This is a genomic window from Veillonella sp. S13053-19, assembly GCF_002959835.1.
Classification (GTDB): Bacteria; Bacillota; Negativicutes; order Veillonellales; family Veillonellaceae; genus Veillonella; species Veillonella rogosae.
On the sequence record NZ_PPDA01000008.1, the window covers coordinates 213,826 to 236,185 of the forward strand.

The 22,360-nt window shown below is 36.6% G+C and carries 19 protein-coding genes; 18 read left to right on the forward strand and 1 reads right to left on the reverse strand.

Annotation, left to right across the window (positions count from 1 at the left end; translation table 11 throughout):
* From infB to VEHSUH06_RS04470, 8 genes are read left to right on the forward strand one after another with little or no spacing between them, the layout of a single operon-like run.
* Positions 1-2,496: a translation initiation factor IF-2 gene (gene infB, locus VEHSUH06_RS04435; RefSeq protein ID WP_105097920.1), complete on the forward strand. Its 2,496-nt coding sequence runs from the start codon at positions 1-3 to the stop codon at positions 2,494-2,496.
* Between the two features lie 9 nt (positions 2,497-2,505).
* A complete protein-coding gene (gene rbfA / locus VEHSUH06_RS04440) occupies positions 2,506-2,862 on the forward strand; it encodes a 30S ribosome-binding factor RbfA (protein ID WP_012864260.1) in 357 nt (118 codons plus the stop codon).
* Positions 2,863-2,879: 17 nt separating this feature from the next.
* Entirely contained in the window at positions 2,880-3,824 is a 945-nt protein-coding gene (locus VEHSUH06_RS04445; protein ID WP_105097921.1) for a bifunctional oligoribonuclease/PAP phosphatase NrnA, read from the forward strand.
* Positions 3,824-4,765 carry a tRNA pseudouridine(55) synthase TruB gene (gene truB / locus VEHSUH06_RS04450; protein WP_105097922.1) on the forward strand — a complete coding sequence of 314 codons (942 nt, stop codon included), beginning with the start codon at positions 3,824-3,826 and terminating at the stop codon, positions 4,763-4,765. Before VEHSUH06_RS04445 ends, truB begins: the two co-directional genes overlap by 1 nt.
* A 2-nt stretch (positions 4,766-4,767) precedes the next feature.
* Positions 4,768-5,703: a riboflavin biosynthesis protein RibF gene (gene ribF, locus VEHSUH06_RS04455; protein WP_105097923.1), complete on the forward strand. Its 936-nt coding sequence runs from the start codon at positions 4,768-4,770 to the stop codon at positions 5,701-5,703.
* A 10-nt stretch (positions 5,704-5,713) separates the two neighbouring features.
* Positions 5,714-6,478, forward strand: a complete 765-nt coding sequence (locus VEHSUH06_RS04460) for a shikimate kinase (RefSeq protein ID WP_105097924.1) — start codon at positions 5,714-5,716, stop codon at positions 6,476-6,478.
* Positions 6,478-8,631 (forward strand): ATP-dependent RecD-like DNA helicase, encoded by a 2,154-nt coding sequence (locus VEHSUH06_RS04465; RefSeq protein WP_105097925.1) that lies wholly within the window; start codon positions 6,478-6,480, stop codon positions 8,629-8,631. Before VEHSUH06_RS04460 ends, VEHSUH06_RS04465 begins: the two co-directional genes overlap by 1 nt.
* A complete protein-coding gene (locus VEHSUH06_RS04470; protein ID WP_105097926.1) occupies positions 8,632-9,327 on the forward strand; it encodes a ComF family protein in 696 nt (231 codons plus the stop codon).
* 49 nt (positions 9,328-9,376) lie between these two features.
* Here the strand turns inward: VEHSUH06_RS04470 and VEHSUH06_RS04475 are convergent, their stop codons facing one another.
* On the reverse strand, positions 9,377-9,979 hold the full coding sequence (locus VEHSUH06_RS04475) for an HD-GYP domain-containing protein (protein WP_004693025.1): 603 nt from the start codon (positions 9,977-9,979) through the stop codon (positions 9,377-9,379).
* Positions 9,980-10,919: 940 nt separating this feature from the next.
* Between VEHSUH06_RS04475 and VEHSUH06_RS04480 the strand changes: the two genes are divergently transcribed.
* The 10 genes from VEHSUH06_RS04480 (at position 10,920) to csaB (ending at position 22,339) form a co-directional block, all read left to right on the forward strand.
* Positions 10,920-11,726, forward strand: coding sequence for a basic amino acid ABC transporter substrate-binding protein (locus tag VEHSUH06_RS04480; protein WP_105097927.1), 807 nt, complete (start codon positions 10,920-10,922; stop codon positions 11,724-11,726).
* An 11-nt stretch (positions 11,727-11,737) separates the two neighbouring features.
* Positions 11,738-12,394, forward strand: a complete 657-nt coding sequence (locus VEHSUH06_RS04485; RefSeq protein ID WP_009351786.1) for an amino acid ABC transporter permease — start codon at positions 11,738-11,740, stop codon at positions 12,392-12,394.
* Positions 12,391-13,116 carry an amino acid ABC transporter ATP-binding protein gene (locus VEHSUH06_RS04490; RefSeq protein ID WP_009351795.1) on the forward strand — a complete coding sequence of 242 codons (726 nt, stop codon included), beginning with the start codon at positions 12,391-12,393 and terminating at the stop codon, positions 13,114-13,116. The genes VEHSUH06_RS04485 and VEHSUH06_RS04490 overlap by 4 nt, the downstream gene beginning before the upstream one ends.
* Positions 13,117-13,635: 519 nt before the next feature.
* Complete coding sequence (locus VEHSUH06_RS04495) at positions 13,636-13,833, forward strand: cold shock domain-containing protein (RefSeq protein ID WP_005386847.1); 198 nt, start codon at positions 13,636-13,638, stop codon at positions 13,831-13,833.
* A gap of 243 nt (positions 13,834-14,076) precedes the next feature.
* A complete protein-coding gene (hpf, locus tag VEHSUH06_RS04500) occupies positions 14,077-14,604 on the forward strand; it encodes a ribosome hibernation-promoting factor, HPF/YfiA family (protein WP_105097928.1) in 528 nt (175 codons plus the stop codon).
* A 218-nt stretch (positions 14,605-14,822) separates the two neighbouring features.
* The gene (gene secA, locus VEHSUH06_RS04505; RefSeq protein WP_009351801.1) at positions 14,823-17,258 is read left to right on the forward strand and encodes a preprotein translocase subunit SecA; all 2,436 of its coding nucleotides are present in this window, start codon (positions 14,823-14,825) and stop codon (positions 17,256-17,258) included.
* Between the two features lie 120 nt (positions 17,259-17,378).
* Positions 17,379-18,486, forward strand: a protein-coding gene (gene prfB / locus VEHSUH06_RS04510; protein WP_233187879.1) for a peptide chain release factor 2 whose coding sequence is annotated in 2 segments (ribosomal slippage) — positions 17,379-17,435 and positions 17,437-18,486 — 1,107 coding nt in all. Because the reading frame shifts where the segments join, the coding sequence is not laid out codon by codon here.
* Positions 18,487-18,495: 9 nt separating this feature from the next.
* On the forward strand, positions 18,496-19,191 hold the full coding sequence (locus tag VEHSUH06_RS04515; RefSeq protein WP_009351794.1) for a DUF2993 domain-containing protein: 696 nt from the start codon (positions 18,496-18,498) through the stop codon (positions 19,189-19,191).
* 12 nt (positions 19,192-19,203) lie between these two features.
* Positions 19,204-21,246 (forward strand): DUF5693 family protein, encoded by a 2,043-nt coding sequence (locus tag VEHSUH06_RS04520; protein ID WP_105097929.1) that lies wholly within the window; start codon positions 19,204-19,206, stop codon positions 21,244-21,246.
* On the forward strand, positions 21,239-22,339 hold the full coding sequence (csaB, locus tag VEHSUH06_RS04525; protein ID WP_105097930.1) for a polysaccharide pyruvyl transferase CsaB: 1,101 nt from the start codon (positions 21,239-21,241) through the stop codon (positions 22,337-22,339). The genes VEHSUH06_RS04520 and csaB overlap by 8 nt, the downstream gene beginning before the upstream one ends.
* Positions 22,340-22,360 lie beyond the last annotated feature (21 nt).

Below are 22,360 nucleotides of genomic sequence, written 5' to 3' on the forward strand. Positions count from 1 at the left end.
ATGTCCAAAAAGCGCGTCCATGAAATCGCCAAAGAGTTCGGCGTAGAAAGTAAGCAGGTTATTTCTATTTTGCAACAACATAATGTAAATGTTACGAAAGCAGTTAATTCTGTAGATGATTCCGGTTATGAAATTGTAAAAAAACAATTGAGTAAGAAATCTGAAGCACCTAAAGTAGCACAAAAAACAGAACAAAAAGTAGAACAAAAATCTGCTCCAACTGCAGCTCATAAACAAGAAGCTGCGCCACATAAACAACAACATCCAAATCGTTCTAATGAACAGAAAAAGGATAATCGTAAACAAGGTGGTCAAAAACAAGACGATCAATCTAAACAAAACGACCACAAAAAAGGCAATGTACGTCACGTACAAATTTCTGAGCCTACACGTAAATCCGATGGTAACCAACATGGTGGTGACCGCGCTAATAACCGCCCTAATAACAATAATAACCGCAATAATGACAACCGTAATAATAACGGTCGTCCTAATGATGCGCGTAATAATGACAGTCGCAATAACGATAACCGTAATAGCGACAACCGCAACAACGATAATCGCAACAACGATAATCGCAATTCTAATAACAATGATCGCCGTAACAAGAAAAATAAAAAAGGTGGCAACAATCGCCCTCAATCCTTGTTATCTACATCTATGCAAAAGAAAAAGAATCGCGTAAAACATCGTAATGAACAGTACTTACAACAAAAAGCTGAAGCTGAACGTAAGGCTGAAGCAGCGATTGCCACAGAAATTGAATTGTCTGGTTCTTTAACTGTTAAAGAACTAGCTGAAAAAATGGGCCGAGAAGTATCTGAAATTATCAAAAAATTGATGCTTTTAGGTGTAATGGCAAGTATTAACCAAGAGGTTGATGTTGATACAGCTACAATCGTAGCAGAAGAATTTGGTGTAACTGTAACTGAAGTAGAACCTGAAGAGGATCCTACTGATATTATCGAAATTGAAGATGCACCAGAAACATTAAAACCTCGTCCACCAGTAGTTACTATCATGGGTCACGTTGACCATGGTAAAACATCCTTATTGGACGTAATTCGTCAAACTAACGTAACAGCTGGCGAAGCTGGCGGTATTACTCAACATATCGGTGCTTACCAAGTTCGTTATAACGACAATAAAATCACATTCCTTGATACTCCTGGCCATGAAGCGTTTACAGCTATGCGTCTTCGCGGTGCTAAATCTACAGATATCGCAGTTCTCGTTGTAGCTGCTGACGACGGTGTAATGCCGCAAACTATCGAGGCTATTAACCATGCAAAATCTGCAGACGTACCTATTATCGTAGCTATTAATAAAATGGATAAACCAGGTGCTAATCCAGACCATGTTAAACAACAATTGTCTGAACATGGCCTTTTACCAGAGGAATGGGGCGGCGATGTAATCATGGTTCCTGTATCTGCTAAACAAAAACAAGGTATCGACGACTTGCTCGAAAATATCTTGCTCGTAGCAGAAGTTATGGAATTGAAAGCTAACCCTAACCGTAAAGCATTCGGTGTAGTTATTGAGGCGCAACTTGATAAAGGCCGTGGTGCTGTATGTACCGTATTAGTACAAAAGGGCTCCCTTCGTGTAGGTGACACAGTACTTGCTGGTACTGCATATGGTAAAGTTCGTGCTATGACAAATGAACGTGGCGAAAAAGTAAAAGTAGCTCGTCCATCTATGCCAGTAGAAATTTTGGGCTTCTCCGAAGTTCCACAAGCTGGTGAAATCATCAATGGTATGGATGATAACGAAGCACGTGCAATCGCTGAAAAGCGTATTGCAAAACAACGCGTTCAAGAATTACAAGCAACTCACAAAGTTACATTGGATGATATTTTCAACCAAATTCAACAAGGTGAGTTAAAAGACCTTAACATCATCATCAAAGCTGACGTTCAAGGTTCTGTAGAAGCATTGCGTCAATCTTTAGAAGGTATTAAAAACCCTGAAGTTCGTATTGTTATCGTCCATGCTGCAGTAGGTGCTATCAACGAATCCGATATCATGTTGGCTTCTGCATCTAATGCAATCGTAATGGGTTTCAACGTACGTCCTGATGCTAATGTTCGCCGCGCTGCGGAAAATGAAAAAGTTGACCTTCGTACATATCGCGTAATCTATGATGCTATCAACGATGTTGAGTCTGCTATGCGTGGTATGTTAGCACCTCAATTCAAAGAGGTTATCGTTGGTCGTGCTGAAGTACGTCAAGTAATCTCTACACCTAAAGCAATTGTTGGTGGTTCTTATGTAACTGAAGGTCGTATTACTAACGACTCTGAAGTACGTTTGATCCGTGATGGCATCGTCGTATTTGAAGGTAAGGTTGACTCCTTACGCCGCTTCAAAGACGAAGTGAAAGAGGTTAAAACATCCTTCGAATGTGGTATTTCCTTGGAAGGTTACCGCGATGTGAAGGAAGGCGACGTTATCGAAGCATACTTAATGGAAGAAATTGCACCTCAATTCTAGGAGGTTTATATGAGTGACGTTCGTGTCAGAAAATTACAAGAATTTATCAAACAAGAGGTAAGTCAAATGTTGATGCGCGGGTTGAAGGATCCTCGCATCGGCTTTACTACGATCACTGATGTTCATGTAACAGGTGATTTACGGGAAGCTACGATTTATGTTTCCTTGTTTGGTTCTGATAAGGAAAAACAAGATACCCTTATCGCATTAAAGCATGCAGCTGGCCATATTCGTACTGAGCTTGGCAAAGTACTTAAATTGCGCCATATTCCTTCTATCACTTTTGATAAGGATACGTCTTTAGACTATAGCATGCATATCGAATCCCTTTTGAATGAAATCAAAAAGGACGAAGAAACAAATTAACACAAAGGATACAGAACATGAGTAAGATTACTATTAATCAATTACATATGGCTCTGTGTGAAGCTAATTCTATTATGCTAACCGTCCATGTTAGACCTGATGGCGATGCTATTGGGTCCATGGTGGCCTTTTACGAAGCCCTTATAGGACAAGGTAAAACTGTATATATGGTAGTGGATGATGTAGTTCCTGAGAAATACTCATTCTTACGATATACGGACCACATCCATGATGTAGCGTACTTTGAAACTAATCCAGTTGACATTGATATGCTTATGGTTTTGGATGCTAGCACGTATGAGCGAATTGGCAAAGTAGGTGCACTCTGGAGTGCACCTATTTTTAATATGGACCATCATATTTCCAATACGGAATTTGCTGATCATCTATATTTGAAGCCAGAATTTGCTGCTACAGGTGAAATTGTTACGGACTTATGTACGAAATGGAATTGGCCTATCACCGAGTCGATGGGCACCGCATTATATATGGCGATTGCTACAGATTGTGGTTTTTTTAAATTTAGTAACACCACAGCGAATACCCTTGAAATGGCTGCTAAATGTGTAGCTGCAGGGGCTAGACCAAATGTTATTTCTGAAACGATTGAGGCCGTATCTGCTAGTCGTCTTGAATTAACTAAACAAGTTATGCAAACTATTGAGTTCCACAAGAATAATACGGTAGCGACCATTGATTTGAATCGAGAAGCTATGAATATTCTTGGAGATGATACAGATGGTTTTGTAGATATTATTAGAAACGTCGATACTGTTGATGTAGCCATTTTATTAAAAGCAGAAGCCGATGATAGAACTCGTGTTAGTTTACGTTCTAAAGGTATTGATGTAAACGCAGTAGCCAGTCACTTTGGTGGAGGCGGTCATATTCGCGCTTCTGGTTGCACTATTAATCTACCGTTAGAAGAGGCAAAACAAGCTCTTATTGAGGTAATTAAGTAATGGATGGCATTTTACCATTTTTAAAACCGCCTGGTATTACGAGTCATGATGCTGTAGCCATTTGTCGCCGTATTTTAAAAGAAAAGCGCATAGGTCATAGTGGTACACTTGATCCGATGGCTTATGGTGTATTACCAATATTTCTAGGTAAGGCTACGCGCCTCATAGAGTATACTGAAGGTTTTGATAAAACCTATGTAGCTGAATGTAAATTTGGAACTTTTACAGATACTGAAGATAGCTCTGGAAAACCTGTATTACCTGATACAGATATGGTGTTGCGTGACGGTGTCGTAGTGAATGAATCTACTCAGTCTTCTGAGCTCTCCGGGTCTATGCTTAAGCCAACATTTGATGAATTGGTTAATACCTTGAATACCTTTGTAGGCATTCAAAATCAGAGGCCATCTAAGTATTCTGCGATTAAAGTAAATGGTATTCGAGCTTATGAATATGCACGAAAAGGGATCCCTGTAGAGTTGCCATTACGTCAAATTCATATTAAACACATTGAATTAATAGCCTATGGATTCCCATACTTTACGGTTCGCGTTACTTGCTCAGGCGGGACTTATATTCGTTCGTTATTACGCGATATTTGTATTTCTCTAGGCATACCAGGAACTATGACATCTTTAGCACGTACTCAAGTGGGACCTTTTGCTATCGATTCCGCAAAAATAGCGGAAGAGTTAATGTTACATGGTGAAAGCCTTTTACTACCAACAGAAGCGGCGGTATCTCATCTTTCACAAGTGACTGTAAATAGTGTACAATTAAAGATGATGGTGCAAGGCAAGGAGTTGCCTATTAACAGTGAATTTTCTTTCACTGAGCCAGATAATTTGTATAGAGCCTATGGACCGCATGGTTTTATTGGTATTATGAAACGAACAAACCACTCCTTAAAGGTGGAAAAAAATATTTTTATTGAAGGATAAGTATGAAACAAATTCATTCGTTTGATGAACTACGTCAAATCAAAGATACAAAAGTATATGCCCTTGGTACCTTTGATGGCATTCATCGAGGTCATCAACGAGTTATACGTAAGGCTGTTGAGGAGGCTGCATCAGTTAATGGTGTTAGTATCATCATAACCTTTGAACATCATCCGTTGACGATACTACATCCAGAACGAGTTCCTAAACGGTTGATTCAAGAAGACCTTTTGAATACAGTCATTGAAAGCCTCCAGGTGGATTATATTTTGCGATTACCGATGACTGAAGCATTACTTAACATGCGTGCTGATGAGTTTTTAGATGCTCTTTGCAAAGATACTAATGTGGAAGCTATCGTCGTTGGTGAAAATTTCACATTCGGTGCTAAAGGGCTAGGTAATCCTGAATATATGAAACAAGTATTGGCAGATAAGGCGATACAAGTTTTAGTTCAGCCTTTATTGCCTTGTGATGGACTTAGTACTCCTATTTCGAGTACTGAAATTAGAAAAGCTATTCGAGAAGGCCGTCTAGAAGATGCCACTCATTGGCTTGGTCGACCATTCCAGTTTAAAGGTACTGTAATAAAAGGTGATCAACGGGGACGTACATTAGGATTCCCTACATTAAATTTATTGCTTCCTAATGAAATGGCTACACCTCCTGATGGAGTATATGCTAATCGTGTATGCATTGATGGCATTTGGTATGATGGGGTAGGTAATGTTGGAGACAATCCTACATTTAAAAACCAGTACCATAGATGTGAAGTACACGTGTTTGACTTTGACCAAGATATATATGGAAAAGAAGTAATCGTACAATTTATTTCCTATCTTAGAGGAGAAGTTAAATTTAATAACTTACAAGATCTTATCGATCAAATGAAGGTAGATGAAGAACAGGCGTTAGCTATTTTAGCTAATGCACAATAAGGGGGTTCTCATGGATATTAAAGAAGCTCGCAAACAAATTGACAGTATTGATACTGTTTTAGTCGGTGAATTTGAAAAAAGACTATCCTTAATTAAAGAAATTGGCAAATATAAAGATGAACATCATTTGCCACTCGTCGATGAAGAACGGGATGCAAGTATCATTGCTATGCATCGTTCTAACTGCAAAGATGAGTCTTTAGCGAACTATGTGGAAAACTATATGAAAACAATTGTTTCCATGAGTAACGATTTCTTAAAAGAAAATATGCATAAACATATTTTCCTCATTGGGATGCCTGGTGCAGGTAAGACTACGGTAGGTAAGGTTCTTGCTAAAGAATTAGGTAGAGACTTCTTCGATTTAGATCAAACAATCCAAAATAAGGTTGGTAAATCAGTACAAAATATTTATATTCACGATGGTAAAGATGCTTTCACTGAATACGAATATACTACAATCAAAGAATTGATTCACAATAAACCATCTGTTATTGCTACAGGTGGTGGTACAGTTACTTATGATAAAACTGTAAACTTAATGCGCAATAACGGTCTTGTTGTATTCGTTAATCGCGATGTAAATCATATTCTAGATGATTTGGATCTTGAAATTCGCCCACTTGTAAAAGAAAGTATTGAGTATATATTTAATGTATACGAAGAACGATACCCATTATACGAAGAAGTGGCGCATATCAAAATTGGTAACGAAGGTAGCATTACCGATGCAGTGCAAGAAATTATAGAAGCCTTGCCTAATACGGAGAAATAATGGACGCCATACGAGGATTTGTATACCGAACTATATATGAGAATACACAGCGTACATATTGCGTGTTTATCCTCAAAGATTATAATGAGGAATACATTACTTGTACCGGCAAATTCGAGTCTCCTAAAGAAGGGGAAGATATTGAAGTACGAGGCCGCTATGTAGAGCATGAAAAGTATGGTCGCCAATTCGATGCGAACAGTGTGGAAAAATTAAAGCCCGATAATATGGGTGCTGCTAAAACGTATTTACTAAACCTAGGTATAAAGGGATTTGGTGAGAAGTCTGTAGAGAAGGTTCTCGACTATTTTGGCATTCGTATTTTAGAGATTTTACGACAGGAACGTCCTGAAGAAATTAAGGATGTTCCTGGTCTTCGAAAAAGTGTTAAGGATGAACTATTTAATACTTTACTTGGTGAAGGGATTTTATCCGATTTAAATCACTTTTTTGAAAGTCACCATATTTCTTCTAAATGGAGTCGAACTGTATATACTTATTACGGTGTTCAGTCGGTAGCTGTTATAGAGGATAACCCTTATACTTTGTTGCGTGTTGCACCAGACATGCTCTTTGGTACGGCTGATACACTGGCGGAACATTTAGGTATTACTGGCAGTGATTCTCGCCGTTTAGAGGCTGGTTTAGAATGGATTTTACGCAGTTTAGATAATCAAGGTCATACATGCCTGCCTGTAGATCAACTAATAGGTCGGTTAGATGATCTTTTACAAACTGATGTAGATGATATTGCTAATTTTATTGAAAGTCTTTTAGAGCAAGGTGCACTGTATAGCACGTATTACGAAGATATTTTATATATCTATCCGCCAGAAATGTATGTTTCTGAAGTGGAAGGTGTGCACTATACTCGGGAATTTTTATTAGAAGCAGATCCAATTGCTTTAGATATTCCTAGCTTTATAGAAAGGTTTGAACAAGATAACCATATTACCTTTGGCGATGCTCAAAAAGAGGCTATTCAGCTTTCTTTCTTTGAGAAGTTTTCCCTCATAACTGGTGGTCCTGGTACGGGCAAAACAACGATTATTAAGGCTTTAGTAAAAGGGTTCCAACTTGGTGGATTAGGTCGTATTATCTTATGTGCTCCTACGGGGCGTGCTGCGAAACGCCTTACAGAGGCAACGGAGTTTGAAGCTACTACGATACATAGATTATTGGTACCTGTTCAAGGTAGTGATTCCTATGATTTTACTAAGAACGAGGATGATCCATTAGATATAGATGTTATTATCATTGATGAAGCATCTATGCTCAATGTTCGTCTATTCTATTCATTAATGGCCGCGATTCCTAAAGAGGCCCATGTTATTATTGTAGGCGACGTGGATCAATTGCCACCTATTGGGGCTGGTTTTGTATTAAAAGATTTGCTTGATAGTGATTGTGTACCTTATACACGACTCAATCAGATTTATCGTCAAAGTTCGGGTAATACTATCGTTGAAAGCGCTTATGCTATCAATCGTGGGGAAATGCCGAACCTAGATGGTGTGAGTGAAGAGTTTTCTTTTATTCCCGTTAAATCCTATGACATGATGATGAAAGCCATCATCGATGTATATAAACGAGAACAGGAATATGTAGAGGATGAATTAGATATTCAGATCATTTCTCCTATGCGTCGTGGTGAAGCCGGTAGTACCTTGATATCTCAATATGTACAACAAGCTGTTAATCCACCGGATAGCTATAAAGGGGAAGCACGTGTAAATGGTATTACTTATCGCGTTGGTGATAAGGTTATTCAAATCCTAAATGACTATGAGTTAGAGGTTTTCAATGGTGAAATTGGTGTAATTTACGCCATTACACGAACGGACATTTGTATCCGATTTATCCATAAAGAGGTTCGTCTACCTATCGATGAAGCACATATGATTATGCCAGCCTATGCTATTACGGTTCATAAAAGCCAAGGTAGTGAGTATGGCGTAGTTATTATTCCATTTGTCCCTAGATATGGTGGTATGTTACAACGCAACTTGTTGTATACTGCTGTTACCCGAGCAAAACGAAAAGTTATTATAATTGGTACTACTAGTGCTGTTGAACGTGCCGTACGTACCGTTAATGGTGATGAACGATATACATTGTTTAAAGAACGACTACAAGGGAGATGTGATTCTTAAATGAGTCTTTTGGATTTCCTATTTCCACCTGTTTGTCCCCACTGTGGGGCTCCTGTAGCAACACAAGGTGATTGGTGTAAAACTTGTTTTACAGATCTATTACATATTCGTCATGTGCCACATAAATTTTTACATCATGTAGATGATGTATGTGTGTTAGCTGAATATCGTGGTGGTCTAAAGTCTATGATTTACGATGTAAAATTTAATGAAAAAAAGGAGCAGTCCAAAGGGGCTGCTCCTTTTTTAGCATCGTACAACTTTTACATGAAATACGATATATTTAATATAGTTAGTCATAATTGTAAAACCGTATATGACTATATTGTACCTGTACCGTCTAGTCCAAAAAAAATAAATAAGAGGGGATATAATCAAGTTGATTTATTTTTCAGTCATTGGGCCAAGTCCTTACAAAACATCGATCATAATCATTTTATTTGGTTAGATTGTATATATAAATTTGATACTTCAAATGATATGTGGGCCTTAACAAATAAGGAGCGCCATCGAAATATTGATGATGCCTTTGTCGTAAAAGCTGAGTATAAGCATATGGAATTAGCTGATAAAAAAATTTTAATTGTTGACGATATTTATACGACAGGCGCAACAATTGAAGCTGTAACAAAGGTGTTGAGGTCATATAAACCTCTAAAAATTGATGCTTTAACATTAGCTAGTGGTAGTTTTTAAATTTCCACCAAAAAAGCGTCCACCTTATGGTGAACGCTTAGTAAGTCTATTAGCCAAGAACATCAATAAAAGCTTTTACTACATCTGGATCGAAAAGGGAACCTGATGCACTGAAGAGTTCTTCTTTTGCTTTAGCTTTAGTTTTTGCCCAAAACTCGGTAGAAGGATTAACTGTTGTATCATAGTAATCGGCAACAGCAATGATTCGAGCTCCTAATGGAATGTTAGCACCTCGTAGATGTTTTGGATAACCAGAGCCATCCCATTTTTCGTGGTGGTAACGAATATAAGGCAAGATTTGTTGGCAGCAAGGGTAGTTTTCGATCATATTGGCACCACTTGCAGCATGTTGCTTATACTTGGACATTTCTTGCTTATTTAGATATGGAGATTTTTGAATTAATGCATTAGGTACCATTAATAGCCCTACATCATGAAGTAAAGCTGCGTGACGTATTTGTTCAATTTCATTTAATGGTAAGCCCATTTTAGCAGCAATACTAACTGCATAGTTTGAAACTTGGATAGAATGAGTATAGAGATGATAGCTTTTCATTTGTATCATCTGCAAAAGCTGAGCGCTTATTGCTTCTAAACTGTCCTTTTCCAGTTCATACAACCCAGATGGTTGCATCAATGATAACATAAACATAATAAACCCCTCTAACTAACGTACAGAACATTTGGTACAACCCCTCGTACTTATGTTCATATCGTACAACTTTAGGCCGTTCTAATTTAACAGTATACAAATTATACACCATAAATTATGTTTTGTGTATGACACGTATGTTCTTGCATACATGTTGTATTCATATTTGGCATACTAAAATGAATTGACTTTTTGAGAATACACTAGATATAGTACCTTGAAAAAATAATTTTAGAATTATTAAAATAATATGAAGAATTTTTTAGGTTTTCTATTCCAATTTTCTATACATCAAGAAATAGGGGTTGCAAAAAATATTCTCATTGGTCTGAGAACTCATCGTTATTATGTTTGGCTTTTGATTTATACCATCTATTTTCATTACTAGAGTTGCTATTATACTATTGTAGGTTTATATATTATATACTACCTATATAATTATCTTTAACCTAGACATGAATACTCTTATTCTTTATAATACGTCTATACGGGTCTGTGGTTGAAAGTCGATGCCAGTCGCAGGCAAAACGATCCACATAAGCAGTCTAAGAGACTGTGAGCATGGTGCGGCTTAGGTGTAAGTCCTGCCGGTTAAACCGAGAGAGGTAGTAGTGGGGAGTCTCAGACTTATGAGCGAACCCTCCAGCAGGCGAGTGTGGGGGCAAAGACCAGGTCAGCCGTATACGGGCACATGAGGCTTTTCTCATGTGCTTTTTCTTTTTATACATTTGTATATTCAAGAATCTATAGAAATCCACTACCTATGGGAAAGTTTCCATACATAGTTGTAATATTTATACATCACATGTATAAAGTAAAAATATAGATATAGGAATTTTGCGATATTTCGGAATTTTTTATACAAAATTATTGACATAATTATACTAACTATATATACTGTTATAAAGTAGTAGTAAGTTAGAATGATGAGGTTGATAATATGTTAAATAGCAAGTTAAAAAAATTAATTGTTGGCAGTTGTATGTTAGTTATGGCAGGTTCTTTAGTTGGTGGTTGTGGTTCTTCTAGTCAAACAACATCCAATAAACTTGTTGTAGGTACTAATGCAACATTTGTTCCGTTTGAATTTAAGGATGAAAAATCTCAAGACTATACAGGTTTTGACATTGAATTAATCCGCGCTATTGGTAAACGTATTAATAAAGATGTAGAGCTTAAAAATATAGCTTTTGATGCTTTGATTCCAGCTTTGAATACTCGTGATATCGATGTTGCTGCATCTGGTATGACTATTACAAAAGCTAGAAGTGAAAAGGTATTATTCTCTTCTCCTTATTATGAAAATGCATTAGCAGTAGTTTATAAAGATGGTACAACTGTGAACTCTCTAGATGATTTGAAAGGTAAAAAAATTGCCGCTCAATTGGGGACTACTGGAGCAGATCTTGCACATAAAATTGAAGGTTCTGCAGTAAAAGAATTTGACCATAGTAATGAAGCTTTGTTAGAATTACAAAATGGTGGTGTTGATGCAACTGTAATTGATTTACCTGTTGCACAATATTACAGCACTAAGCATCCTGACCAACACATCAAATTTATGGCATATCCAAATACAAAAGAATATTTGGGCTTAGCAATGAATAAAGATAATAAAGCGTTGCAAGAACAAATTAATAAAGCAATTGCCGATATGAAGGCAGACGGTGAATTTAATACATTATATAAAAAATGGTTTAATGTAGATGCACCTGCTGATATGCCAGTAGTTTTAGAATTTAAATAATAGGAGAGATTATGAGTTTTAATTGGGGGTTAATTGCGGATAATTTGCCGCTCTTATTACAAGGTGCACTTGTGACCGTAGAAATTACAGCTATGTCTGTAGGCTGTGGTTTCTTTATCGGTTTGTTAGTATCTTTAGCTAATTTGTCTAAATTTAGTTTAGTTAGATTACTAGCCAAATGTTATGTAGATATCATTCGTGGTACACCACTTTTGGTACAAATTTTCTTGATTTATTTTGCTTTACCAATGATTACAGGTCAACGTATCGATCCGTTTATTGCAGCTGTTACGGCATGTAGTATTAACTCTGGTGCATATGTGTCTGAAATTTTCCGTGCTGGTATTCAGTCTATTGATAAAGGTCAAATGGAGGCTGGTAGATCTCTTGGTTTAACTTGGGGTCAAACAATGCGTTATATCATTATGCCTCAAGCTTTCAAGGCAATTATTCCACCATTGGGTAATGAATTTATTGCCATGTTGAAAGATTCCTCTTTGGTTTCTGTTATCGGCTTCGAAGAGTTGACACGTCGTGGTCAATTAATTATTGCTAAAACCTATGCATCCTTTGAAATCTGGGGTACGGTTGCCGTTATTTATCTTATTATGACGGTGACAATCTCACAATTAGTTGGATATCTTGAAAGGAAATATAGCATTAAATGATTAAATTAGAAAATGTACATAAATCCTTTGGTAAAAATGAAGTACTAAAAGGTATCAACCTACATATTAAACAAGGTCAAGTGGTGGTAATTATAGGGCCATCTGGTTCTGGTAAAAGTACTGTACTACGTACTATGAATTATTTAGAAGAACCTACATCTGGTAAAGTTATCGTTGATGGCATGGATCTATCTGATAAGAAAAAATTAAATGAAGTACGTGCTGAAGTGGGTATGGTTTTCCAAAACTTTAATTTATTTCCACATATGACCGTGATGGACAACTTAACCTTGGCACAAACTAAGGTTCGTAAAACATCTACTGATGAGGCTAAAAAAATTGGTCAAGCTTTACTTGATCGAGTTGGCTTAGGTGATAAAGCTAATGCATATCCTGATTCTTTATCTGGAGGTCAAAAGCAGCGTGTTGCTATTGCTCGTGCTTTGGCTATGAAACCTAAAGTAATGCTATTTGATGAACCAACATCTGCTCTTGATCCTGAAATGGTAAGTGAAGTTCTGGATGTAATGAAGTCTCTTGCAGAAGATGGCATGACGATGGTTATTGTTACTCATGAAATGGGCTTTGCCAAAAAAGTAGCGGATAGAGTATTATTTGTTGATGGTGGTTTGATCTTAGAAGATGATACACCAGAACGTGTATTTGACTCACCAACAAATGAAAGAACAAAATCTTTCTTGGATAAAATTCTATTAGATTAATTTATAAAATTATAGGAAGTAAACTCTAGAAATAGAGCTTGCTTCCTATTTTTTTATATTTTTAAAGTGAACTTTTTTTGTTCATATTAAATTTCATAATATATGTATTGCTATATATCTATTAATATATTTTATAGCACGGTGTGAAATGAATTGACTATTAAGAATATGTATAAGGTTTTCGCACAAATATTAATCTAAAAAATGCGATTATGGCTATAAATATTTGTGATATAACAATAATTTATACAGCCTTTTTGTGAAGTGATAATTTTTAATTCATATATTTTTATGATTATAAAATTATGTAATAAATTTATAGGTTGTTCGTAATTATTTATAATACTGATAAATAAAGGGTTTTTCGATGGTTAGGAAAGACGTATTCTCAAGTATTAATATTTGTATATTCATTAAAAATGTTGATATTATTGTTTGATATTTTATACATGCTGTGTTATGATACAGATATAGAGCAAGACAGTAAGACAATAAATATATTTTTAGGAGGAAATTACCATGTTAGGTAAAGTAAAATGGTTCAGCGCAGAAAAAGGTTATGGTTTTATTGAACGTGAAGACGGTAGCGATGTATTCGTACACTACTCTGCGATCCAAGACGAAGGCTTCAAATCTTTGACAGAAGGTCAAAATGTTGAATTCGATATCGTTGATGGTAACCGTGGACCTCAAGCTGCTAACGTTGTTAAAGCGTAATCACATACAAAATTATTCATAAAAACAACATATAATAAAACCTCGACATAGTATTATGTCGGGGTTTTTGATTTTTTGTGGTAAAAAATATACATATTTCTACAAAAAAATATAAAATTTTTATAGAAAAAAAGAGGAGTTTTATAGGTAGATGTAGAAATACTAAATATAACACGAGAGATAAGGTTACATGATACCACACACTCGTATCTCGTGGATGATTTTTAGAAAGGGTGTTGACTTATGAAAGTAGCAATCAGAGGAAAAAACATTGAAGTGACAGATGCTTTAAGAGCATACATCGAGAAAAGATTGAGCAAATTAACTCGTTACTTCGATGATGAGTTAGATGCACAAGCGGTTCTATCCGTTGTTAAAGATAAGTCCACAATTGAGCTTACATGCTTCGTTGATAAAATTGTTCTTCGCGGTGTAGAAACTAACGATGATATGTATGCTGCTATTGATTTAGTAGTAGATAAAATCGTTCGCCAAATTCATAAACATAAAACTCGTTTAGCTAAACGTTTCAAAAAACAAGAAGCTTTCCATCCAGAAGTATTGGCAGCTCCTGTGGAAGAAGAAACTATCGAAGTTGTAAAACGCAAACACTTTGCAGTGCGCCCAATGGATGTAGAAGAAGCAATCTTGCAAATGAACCTTATTGGTCACGACTTCTTTATGTTCTTCAATGCTGAAACTGAAGCAATGAACGTTGTATATCGTAGACATGATGGTTTCTATGGTTTAATTGAGCCAGAACTTCAATAACCTATAATGTCGGCTGAACTTAATCCTAACTCCTTTCTACTTTTAATCAGCCGATTATTATACTAAGGTGGATGACCGTTTTGAGTCATCCATCTTTTTTGTAAAAAAAATACTATAAATAATCGTGAAATGCCTTGAATTCTTTGACTATTCAAGGCATTTTCGTTATAATAAATTAGATAAAATAATGTAAGATGTCCTGTAGAGGAGTGATTTGTTTGTTAGGCTTTTTACAAAGGCTATTAGGCAATAACAACGCTAAAGAAATCAAAAAAATGCGTGCTATTGCTGATCATATTAATGAAATCGAACCAAATTATGTTAAATTAAGTGATGCTAATTTAGTGGCTAAAACCGATGAGTTTAAACGTCGTTTGCAAAAAGGGGAAACGTTAGACGACCTATTGCCAGAAGCATTTGCTGTCGTTCGTGAAGCATCTAAACGCGTATTGGGTATGCGTCATTTTGACGTACAGTTAATGGGTGGTATTTGCCTGCATAATGGTAATATCGCTGAAATGCGTACTGGTGAAGGTAAAACATTAGTTGCTACATTGCCAGTATATCTTAATGCGTTGACAGGTAAAGGCGTGCACGTAGTTACAGTAAATGATTATTTGGCTACTCGTGACAGCGAGCAAATGGGTCGTTTATATAATTTCTTAGGCCTTTCCACAGGTCTTATTGTAGCTAATCTAGATTTTAACCAACGTAGAGAAGCATATGCATGTGATATTACGTATGGTACAAATAACGAATTTGGTTTTGACTATTTGCGCGATAATATGGTATCTGATGTACTTCAAATGGTACAACGTCCATTAAATTATGCTATTGTCGATGAAGTTGACTCCATCTTGATCGATGAAGCAAGAACTCCGTTAATCATTTCTGGTCCAGGTCAACGTTCCACAGATAATTATTATAAACTTGCTAAAATTGTTCCTCACCTTGTAAGAGATGAAGACTATATCATCGATGAGAAACAAAAAACTATTGCGCCTACAGATTCTGGTATCGAAAAGGTAGAGAAAATGCTTGGCGTTGAAAACTTATATGATGCCGAAAATATCGAGTTGAATCATTTGCTTGGTGCTTCTTTACGTGCCTATGCAATGATGCACCGCGATACTGATTACGTGGTTAAAGACGGTGAAGTTGTTATCGTCGATGAATTTACAGGTCGTTTAATGTTTGGTCGTCGTTATTCTGATGGCTTACATCAAGCTATTGAGGCTAAGGAAGGCTTGAAAGTTGAACGTGAAAGCCAAACTTTGGCATCTGTTACATTCCAGAACTACTTCCGTATGTATGAAAAATTAGCTGGTATGACTGGTACAGCTAAAACAGAGGAAAAAGAGTTTATCGACATCTATGGTTTAGAAGTAATTCCAATTCCTCCAAATAAACCATTGATTCGTATAGATTTACCGGATCAAATTTTCAAAACTAAAGCTGCTAAATATCGTGCTGTAGTTCGTAATGCTGTAGAACGTCATAAAGTAGGTCAGCCGCTTTTAATCGGTACTACATCTATTACACAATCTGAAGAACTTTCAGACATGTTGTTACGTGCTGGAGTTCCTCATAGTGTATTGAATGCTAAACACCATGAAAAAGAAGCTGAAATCGTTGCTAATGCTGGTCAAATGGGCATGGTAACTATTGCTACAAACATGGCTGGTCGTGGTACAGACATTACCCTTGGTGAAGGTGTGCCTGAATTAGGTGGTTTAGCTATTTTGGGTACGGAACGCCATGAAAGTCGTCGTATTGATAATCAGTTACGCGGTCGTTCTGGGCGTCAAGGTGACCCTGGTTCTTCTCAATTCTTCTTATCCTTAGAAGACGATTTAATGCGTATCTTTGGTGCTGATAATATTACAGGCATCATGGATAAACTTGGTATGGAAGAGGATGAACCTATTGAGCATTCTTTGATTACAAAATCTATTGAACGAGCTCAAAAGAAAGTTGAAGATCATAACTACAATATTCGTAAATATGTCCTCGAATATGATGATGTTATGAATCAACAACGTGAAGTGTTATATGAACAACGTCGTCGTATTTTGCGCAACGAATCTTTGCGTGAAACGATTAATGAAATGATTGATAAGCTTGTTACTGATTCTGTAGATGCTTATGCTGATGAAAAGCTTTATCCAGAAGAATGGGATTACGAAGGTCTCTACAAGCACTTGAGTCAATATTTCTTAACCGAAGAGATTATGACTCCTCAAGATATGGAGGAATATACTCGTCAGGAATTATTAGAACGCTTATTGGAAATTGCTCATGAAGAGTACCAAGACCGTGTTAATATGCTTGGTGAGGCTATGTTTAGTCAACTTGAGAAGGCTATTATGTTGCGCGTTGTCGATAACAAATGGATGGAACATTTGGATAATATGGACATGTTGCGTGAAGGTATTGGCCTTCGTGCATATGGTCAAAAAAATCCATTGGTGGAATATAAATTTGAAGCCTTTGAGATGTTCCAAAACATGATTGCAGCAATCCAAGATGAAACAATCATGGCGTTATACAAAATTCGTGCACAATTGATTCAAGAACTAGAAGAACCAGTTGATCACTTAGAAGGTGCACAATCCCATCATGAAGATGTGTTGGAGCCACAAAACGAAGACTAAGATTTGTGAATGGCACGTTGCTCAATGGGACTTCCAGTGGGCAACGGCCATTTTTCTATTTTATTAAGGTAATAGTTTATCAATATAATAGGCTAATAAGTTAAAGGTGGTGAGCATAAATTGTTAGAAGATTTAAAACCAATAATTTCTAATCTGGAAGAACGTATTTATGGAATGAGGGATTCACTTTAACATCGCTCAGAAAGAAGATCGAATTTTTACACTCGATGTACAGATGAGTGATCCTACATTTTGGGATAATCCAGATAAGGCTCGTGAGATTTCTCAAGAGGCTACACAACTTAAAAATGCTGTGGAAAGCTATAAGCAACTTGTTAGTGATATTGAAGATGCCAACGTAATGCTTGAAATGGCTATCGAAGAAGATGATAGTTCTATGGAGAGTGAAATTAAAGAATATGTTAAAGCCATAGAAGAAACTGTAGAAAAACAAGAGGTTCTCTTGTTATTAAGCGGTGAATATGATGCTAATAATGCAATTTTGACCTTCCATGCTGGTGCAGGTGGTACGGAAGCACAAGATTGGTGCTCCATGTTAATTCGTATGTACTTGCGTTGGGCTGAAAAATCTGGTTTTTCTATTGAACTCATGGATGAACAACCAGGTGATGAGGCTGGTACTAAATCTTCTACGTTCCTTATTAAGGGCGAAAATGCTTTTGGTTATTTAAAATCTGAAAAAGGTGTTCATCGTTTAGTTCGTATTTCTCCATTTGACGCTGCTGCACGTCGACATACTTCTTTTGCTGCTGTCGATGTAATGCCAGAAATTGATGATACTGTTGAAATCAATATCGATATGAAGGATGTACAGGTGGATACTTATCGTGCCAGTGGTGCCGGTGGTCAGCACATCAATAAAACTGACTCTGCCGTACGTATGACACATAAACCGACAGGTATTGTTGTACAATGTCAAACACAACGATCTCAAATGCAAAATAGAGAACAAGCATTGCGCTTATTACGTGCTAAGTTATTTGAATTAGAGCTTGAAAAACAAGCTGAAATTAAAGAACAAATTGGTGGTACATACCAGGCCATAGAGTGGGGCAGTCAAATTCGTTCTTATGTATTCCATCCTTACAATCTTGTTAAAGATCATCGTACTAATGTTGAAACAGGTAATGTTCAAGCTGTCATGGATGGTAATCTTGATCAATTTATTGAAGGTTTCTTGAAGAAAGAAGCGAACTTAACAATTTAGGAGATAATTATGAAAAAATTTTTGCTATTCCTATTAGTGTTGATTATTGCACTGGCTGCAGCAACACAATTCTTATTACCTTCTTATATTAGTTCCCGTATTGAAAAGCAATTAAATGATTCCTTAAAACCATCAGCACAAAGTGTTAATGTTGAGTCTCAACCTGGATTCAAACTATTGTATGGTGAAGCTGACCATGTGTATGGCTCTTTAGATAATGTTAAACTTGGTAAACTTAATTTTGCAACTTTCCAATATGATGCAAAACAGATTCTTGTTAATCCAATTTCTCTGTTAGCGAGTCAAGAAATTGATGTTGTTAGTGTAGGTAATGCTAGTATCGATGGTACTGTTACAAATTCTGATTTAGCTGCATTCTTGAGTACTCAAGCGGGCAGTGAAATTAAAGATGTTAATGTAACTATTGATAAAGACAATATTAGTTTAACAGGTCAAATGAATGTGGGAATGGTATTTAAAGGTGCCGTTAAATTGGATGGTAACTTAGAGTTGAATAATAATAAACTATTATTTTCACCTAAAAAATTCACCATTAATGGTGCTACAATTCCTGGTTTGACATCTAATGTGTTAGAAGATACAGAGATTTACGATTTCAATAATTTCCCTATTCCTGTAAAAGCAGATACTTTAACTACTGATAATGGCCAAATTCGCATTAAAGTTAAACCTATACTCAACTAGAAAGGATTTGCTGTGAATCATCGGAACACACATAAAAGTAAGTACTCATGGATTCTCATACTTTGTATTATTGTAGGGCTTTTATCTTCTTTATACTTGGTATTTGAACGCCATCAAATTGAAAAATCTCAAAATCATATTGAAAACATCGTTGATTATGACGCTGTTTTACGAGCAAATGCCTTTGAAAAGCGTAGCCAACAAGAAGCGTTTGATGCACTTCGCAATGCAGGTGTAACAGCATTTGCTATTTATGACCGTACATTAGAAAAAGCTAAAGATGCAGGACAAGTTAAAGTCTTAACGTCTGAAGAGATGGATTCTGTTCGCGTTAATGGCGCATCTATTAAACATGGTGCCACATACGTAGGGCTTATCTCTGGTAAAGAAGGTTATTACAAAGAAATTCGTGAAGATTTATATCATCGCATTGGCAAGGATAAGGTTAAAGAACTTAATACAAGTATCGGCCCTGTTCTAGAGTTGTATGGGGCTACAGCAGATAGCTATGCAAAGATGAATCTTGGTATTTCTAAATTACAAGCTCAAGAAGTAGCTGATCGTGGCTTTAATGTTATTGTTCGACCTACAAACTACAGAAATGTTACATCTGAAGATCTTCAATATGTATTCAAACGTCTTGAAGGTATTCCACATGTAACAGGTATGATTTTTGCAGGTAAAGAAGCTCTTGGTGCGCCAAACTTAACTGATGAAACATTAGAGTTACTTCACAAAAATCATATTCCATTAGTAGGTATCGAAGCAGTTAACCAACTACAATATGAGCCTCAACAAGGTTTCTTAGAAATGGCTGCTAAGGATGAATATAGTGTAGGGCGTGTCTATACAATCGCTAAAGATGAATTAAAGAAAATTACACCTGAAGAAGCAGCTCAACGTTTTTATATTAGTGATATTGAACGTAATATTCGTTTCAACTTGTTCCCTATGTATGAAACAGGCGTAAACAATGAAACTGTATTACAAACAACCATAAACTATATTGGTATGGCTACGGAAAAACTTGCTGCTAAAGGCTATGAATTTGGTCCTGCAGATATTTATCCACCGTATACGCCAAATCCATTGTTAGTAGTTCTTACCATGACTGGTGCTATTGCACTCTTTGTCTATGTTGTTCAAATGCTAATTCCAATGCCTAAACATACACAATTGGTTGCATTTTTTGGTATTTCCTTAGTGTCTATCGTTGTATTTATCGTTACAAGTGGTACTTTAATCACTCAAATTTGGGCTTTATCTAGTGCTGTTATGGCTCCAGTGGGGGCTATGATCCGCCTGATGGAAGAGTGGCGTCGTTATGACAGTGCACGTCCTTTAGGCGCTACTAAGTCTACAGTGCTTGCTTTATTCTATCTCGTAATTGCAGCTTTATTTGCTGCAATTGGAGGCATGTATATTGCATCCTTACTTGGTAATACGAAATTCTTTATGGAATTTGCTATCTTTAGAGGTGTTAAATTAACATTTGTATTACCAGTTATTCTCGTTATGATTGCCTATTTACAACGATTCCCATTGTGGAAGGGGCGCATGATTAACTCTAAAGAAGAAGCGAAGAAGTTCGTAGTAGAATTCCTTACAATGGATGTTAAATTCTATGTGTTCTTCGTAGTAGCTGCTCTTGGTGCAGTAGCATGGGTATTTGTTGGTCGTAGTGGGCATACTGCAGGTGTTCCAGTGCCTACTTCTGAACTTATGCTTCGTCGTTTCCTTGAGAATACAATGTATGCAAGACCTCGCGAAAAAGAATTTATTATCGGTCATCCTGCATTAATGCTTGCTACCTTTGCATTCTTACGCAAATGGCCTTCAGTGATTCATTTCTTATTAACTCTAGCTGGTGTTATTGGTATTGCTTCTATGGTAGAAACGTTCTGCCATCTCAGAACGCCTGTATTCATGTCTATCATGCGTGGTTATGATGGATTATTGATTGGAGCTCTTTTAGGCTTGCTTCTTATCATTGCAGTACGTTTTATGATGTATGCAACACAATGGTTCCAAGCTAGGGAGGTAGACCATGAGTAATATCGTGATCTCTGGTTATTATGGCTTTGGTAATGCTGGTGATGAGGCTATGCTTTGCGCCATTATCGATGCTATTCGTAAAGAAGAGGCCGACGCTCATATTACTGTAATTTCTGGTAATCCTAAAGAGACTAGTAAAAAACACAATATCAATGCAGTTGGTACATTTTCTGCATTCGGTATTTTAAAGGCTATTGCTAATTCTGATCTTGTCATCAGTGGTGGTGGCAGCCTATTACAAGATGCTACTAGTATTCGAAATACTTACTATTATTTAAGTATTATGTCGTTAGCTAAAATGATGGGGAAAAAGGTTATGCTTTATTCCCAAGGGATTGGACCTTTGAATCGACCATCTACTCGCCGAGCTGTAGGTTTTGTATTGCGCTTTGTAGATACAATTACAGTGCGAGACTCTATTTCTAAAGAGGAATTAGAGTCTTTAGGCATTGAGGATGTAGAGGTTACTGCAGATGCTGTACTGGCAATGCAACCAGCTGATTTATCTATTGGGGCTCATATTCTTGAGGGGTATACTTCTAAACTTTCAGAATCAATTGAACAACCTAAGAAGATAGGTGTTGCTGTTCGTAGTTGGAAAGAGGATACCGAATACCGTGAGGCCTTAGCCAATGTATTGAGTCGCTTACAAGAACAAGATAATGTGGAAATTATCTTTATTCCTATGTCTCATCCTGAGGATACAAAAGAAGCTAAGATTATTGCTAGTTATATGCCGAAGGGCGCTATTGTATTGGAGGGACCATTCTCTACGGAGGAACAAGTATCTCTATCCGGTAATGTAGACTTAATGATTGGTATAAGACTACATGCCTTAGTCTTTAGTTCCTTAATGGGGAAACCTGTTATTGGCATTTCTTACGATCCTAAAATCACAAGTTTCTTACACATGATTGGGCAAGAACCTATTGGCACAATGACTCATTTACGTGAAGAAGCTTTATATCAACGGTGTCATAAACTATTGAGTTCTCGCGAAGAATATCAATCCTCTTATGACCGCATTGAAACATTGCGCGTAGATTCTCAACGCAATGCAGAAATTGCTATTTCATTACTTAAGAATTATTAATATATTGGATCCTATCCAGAA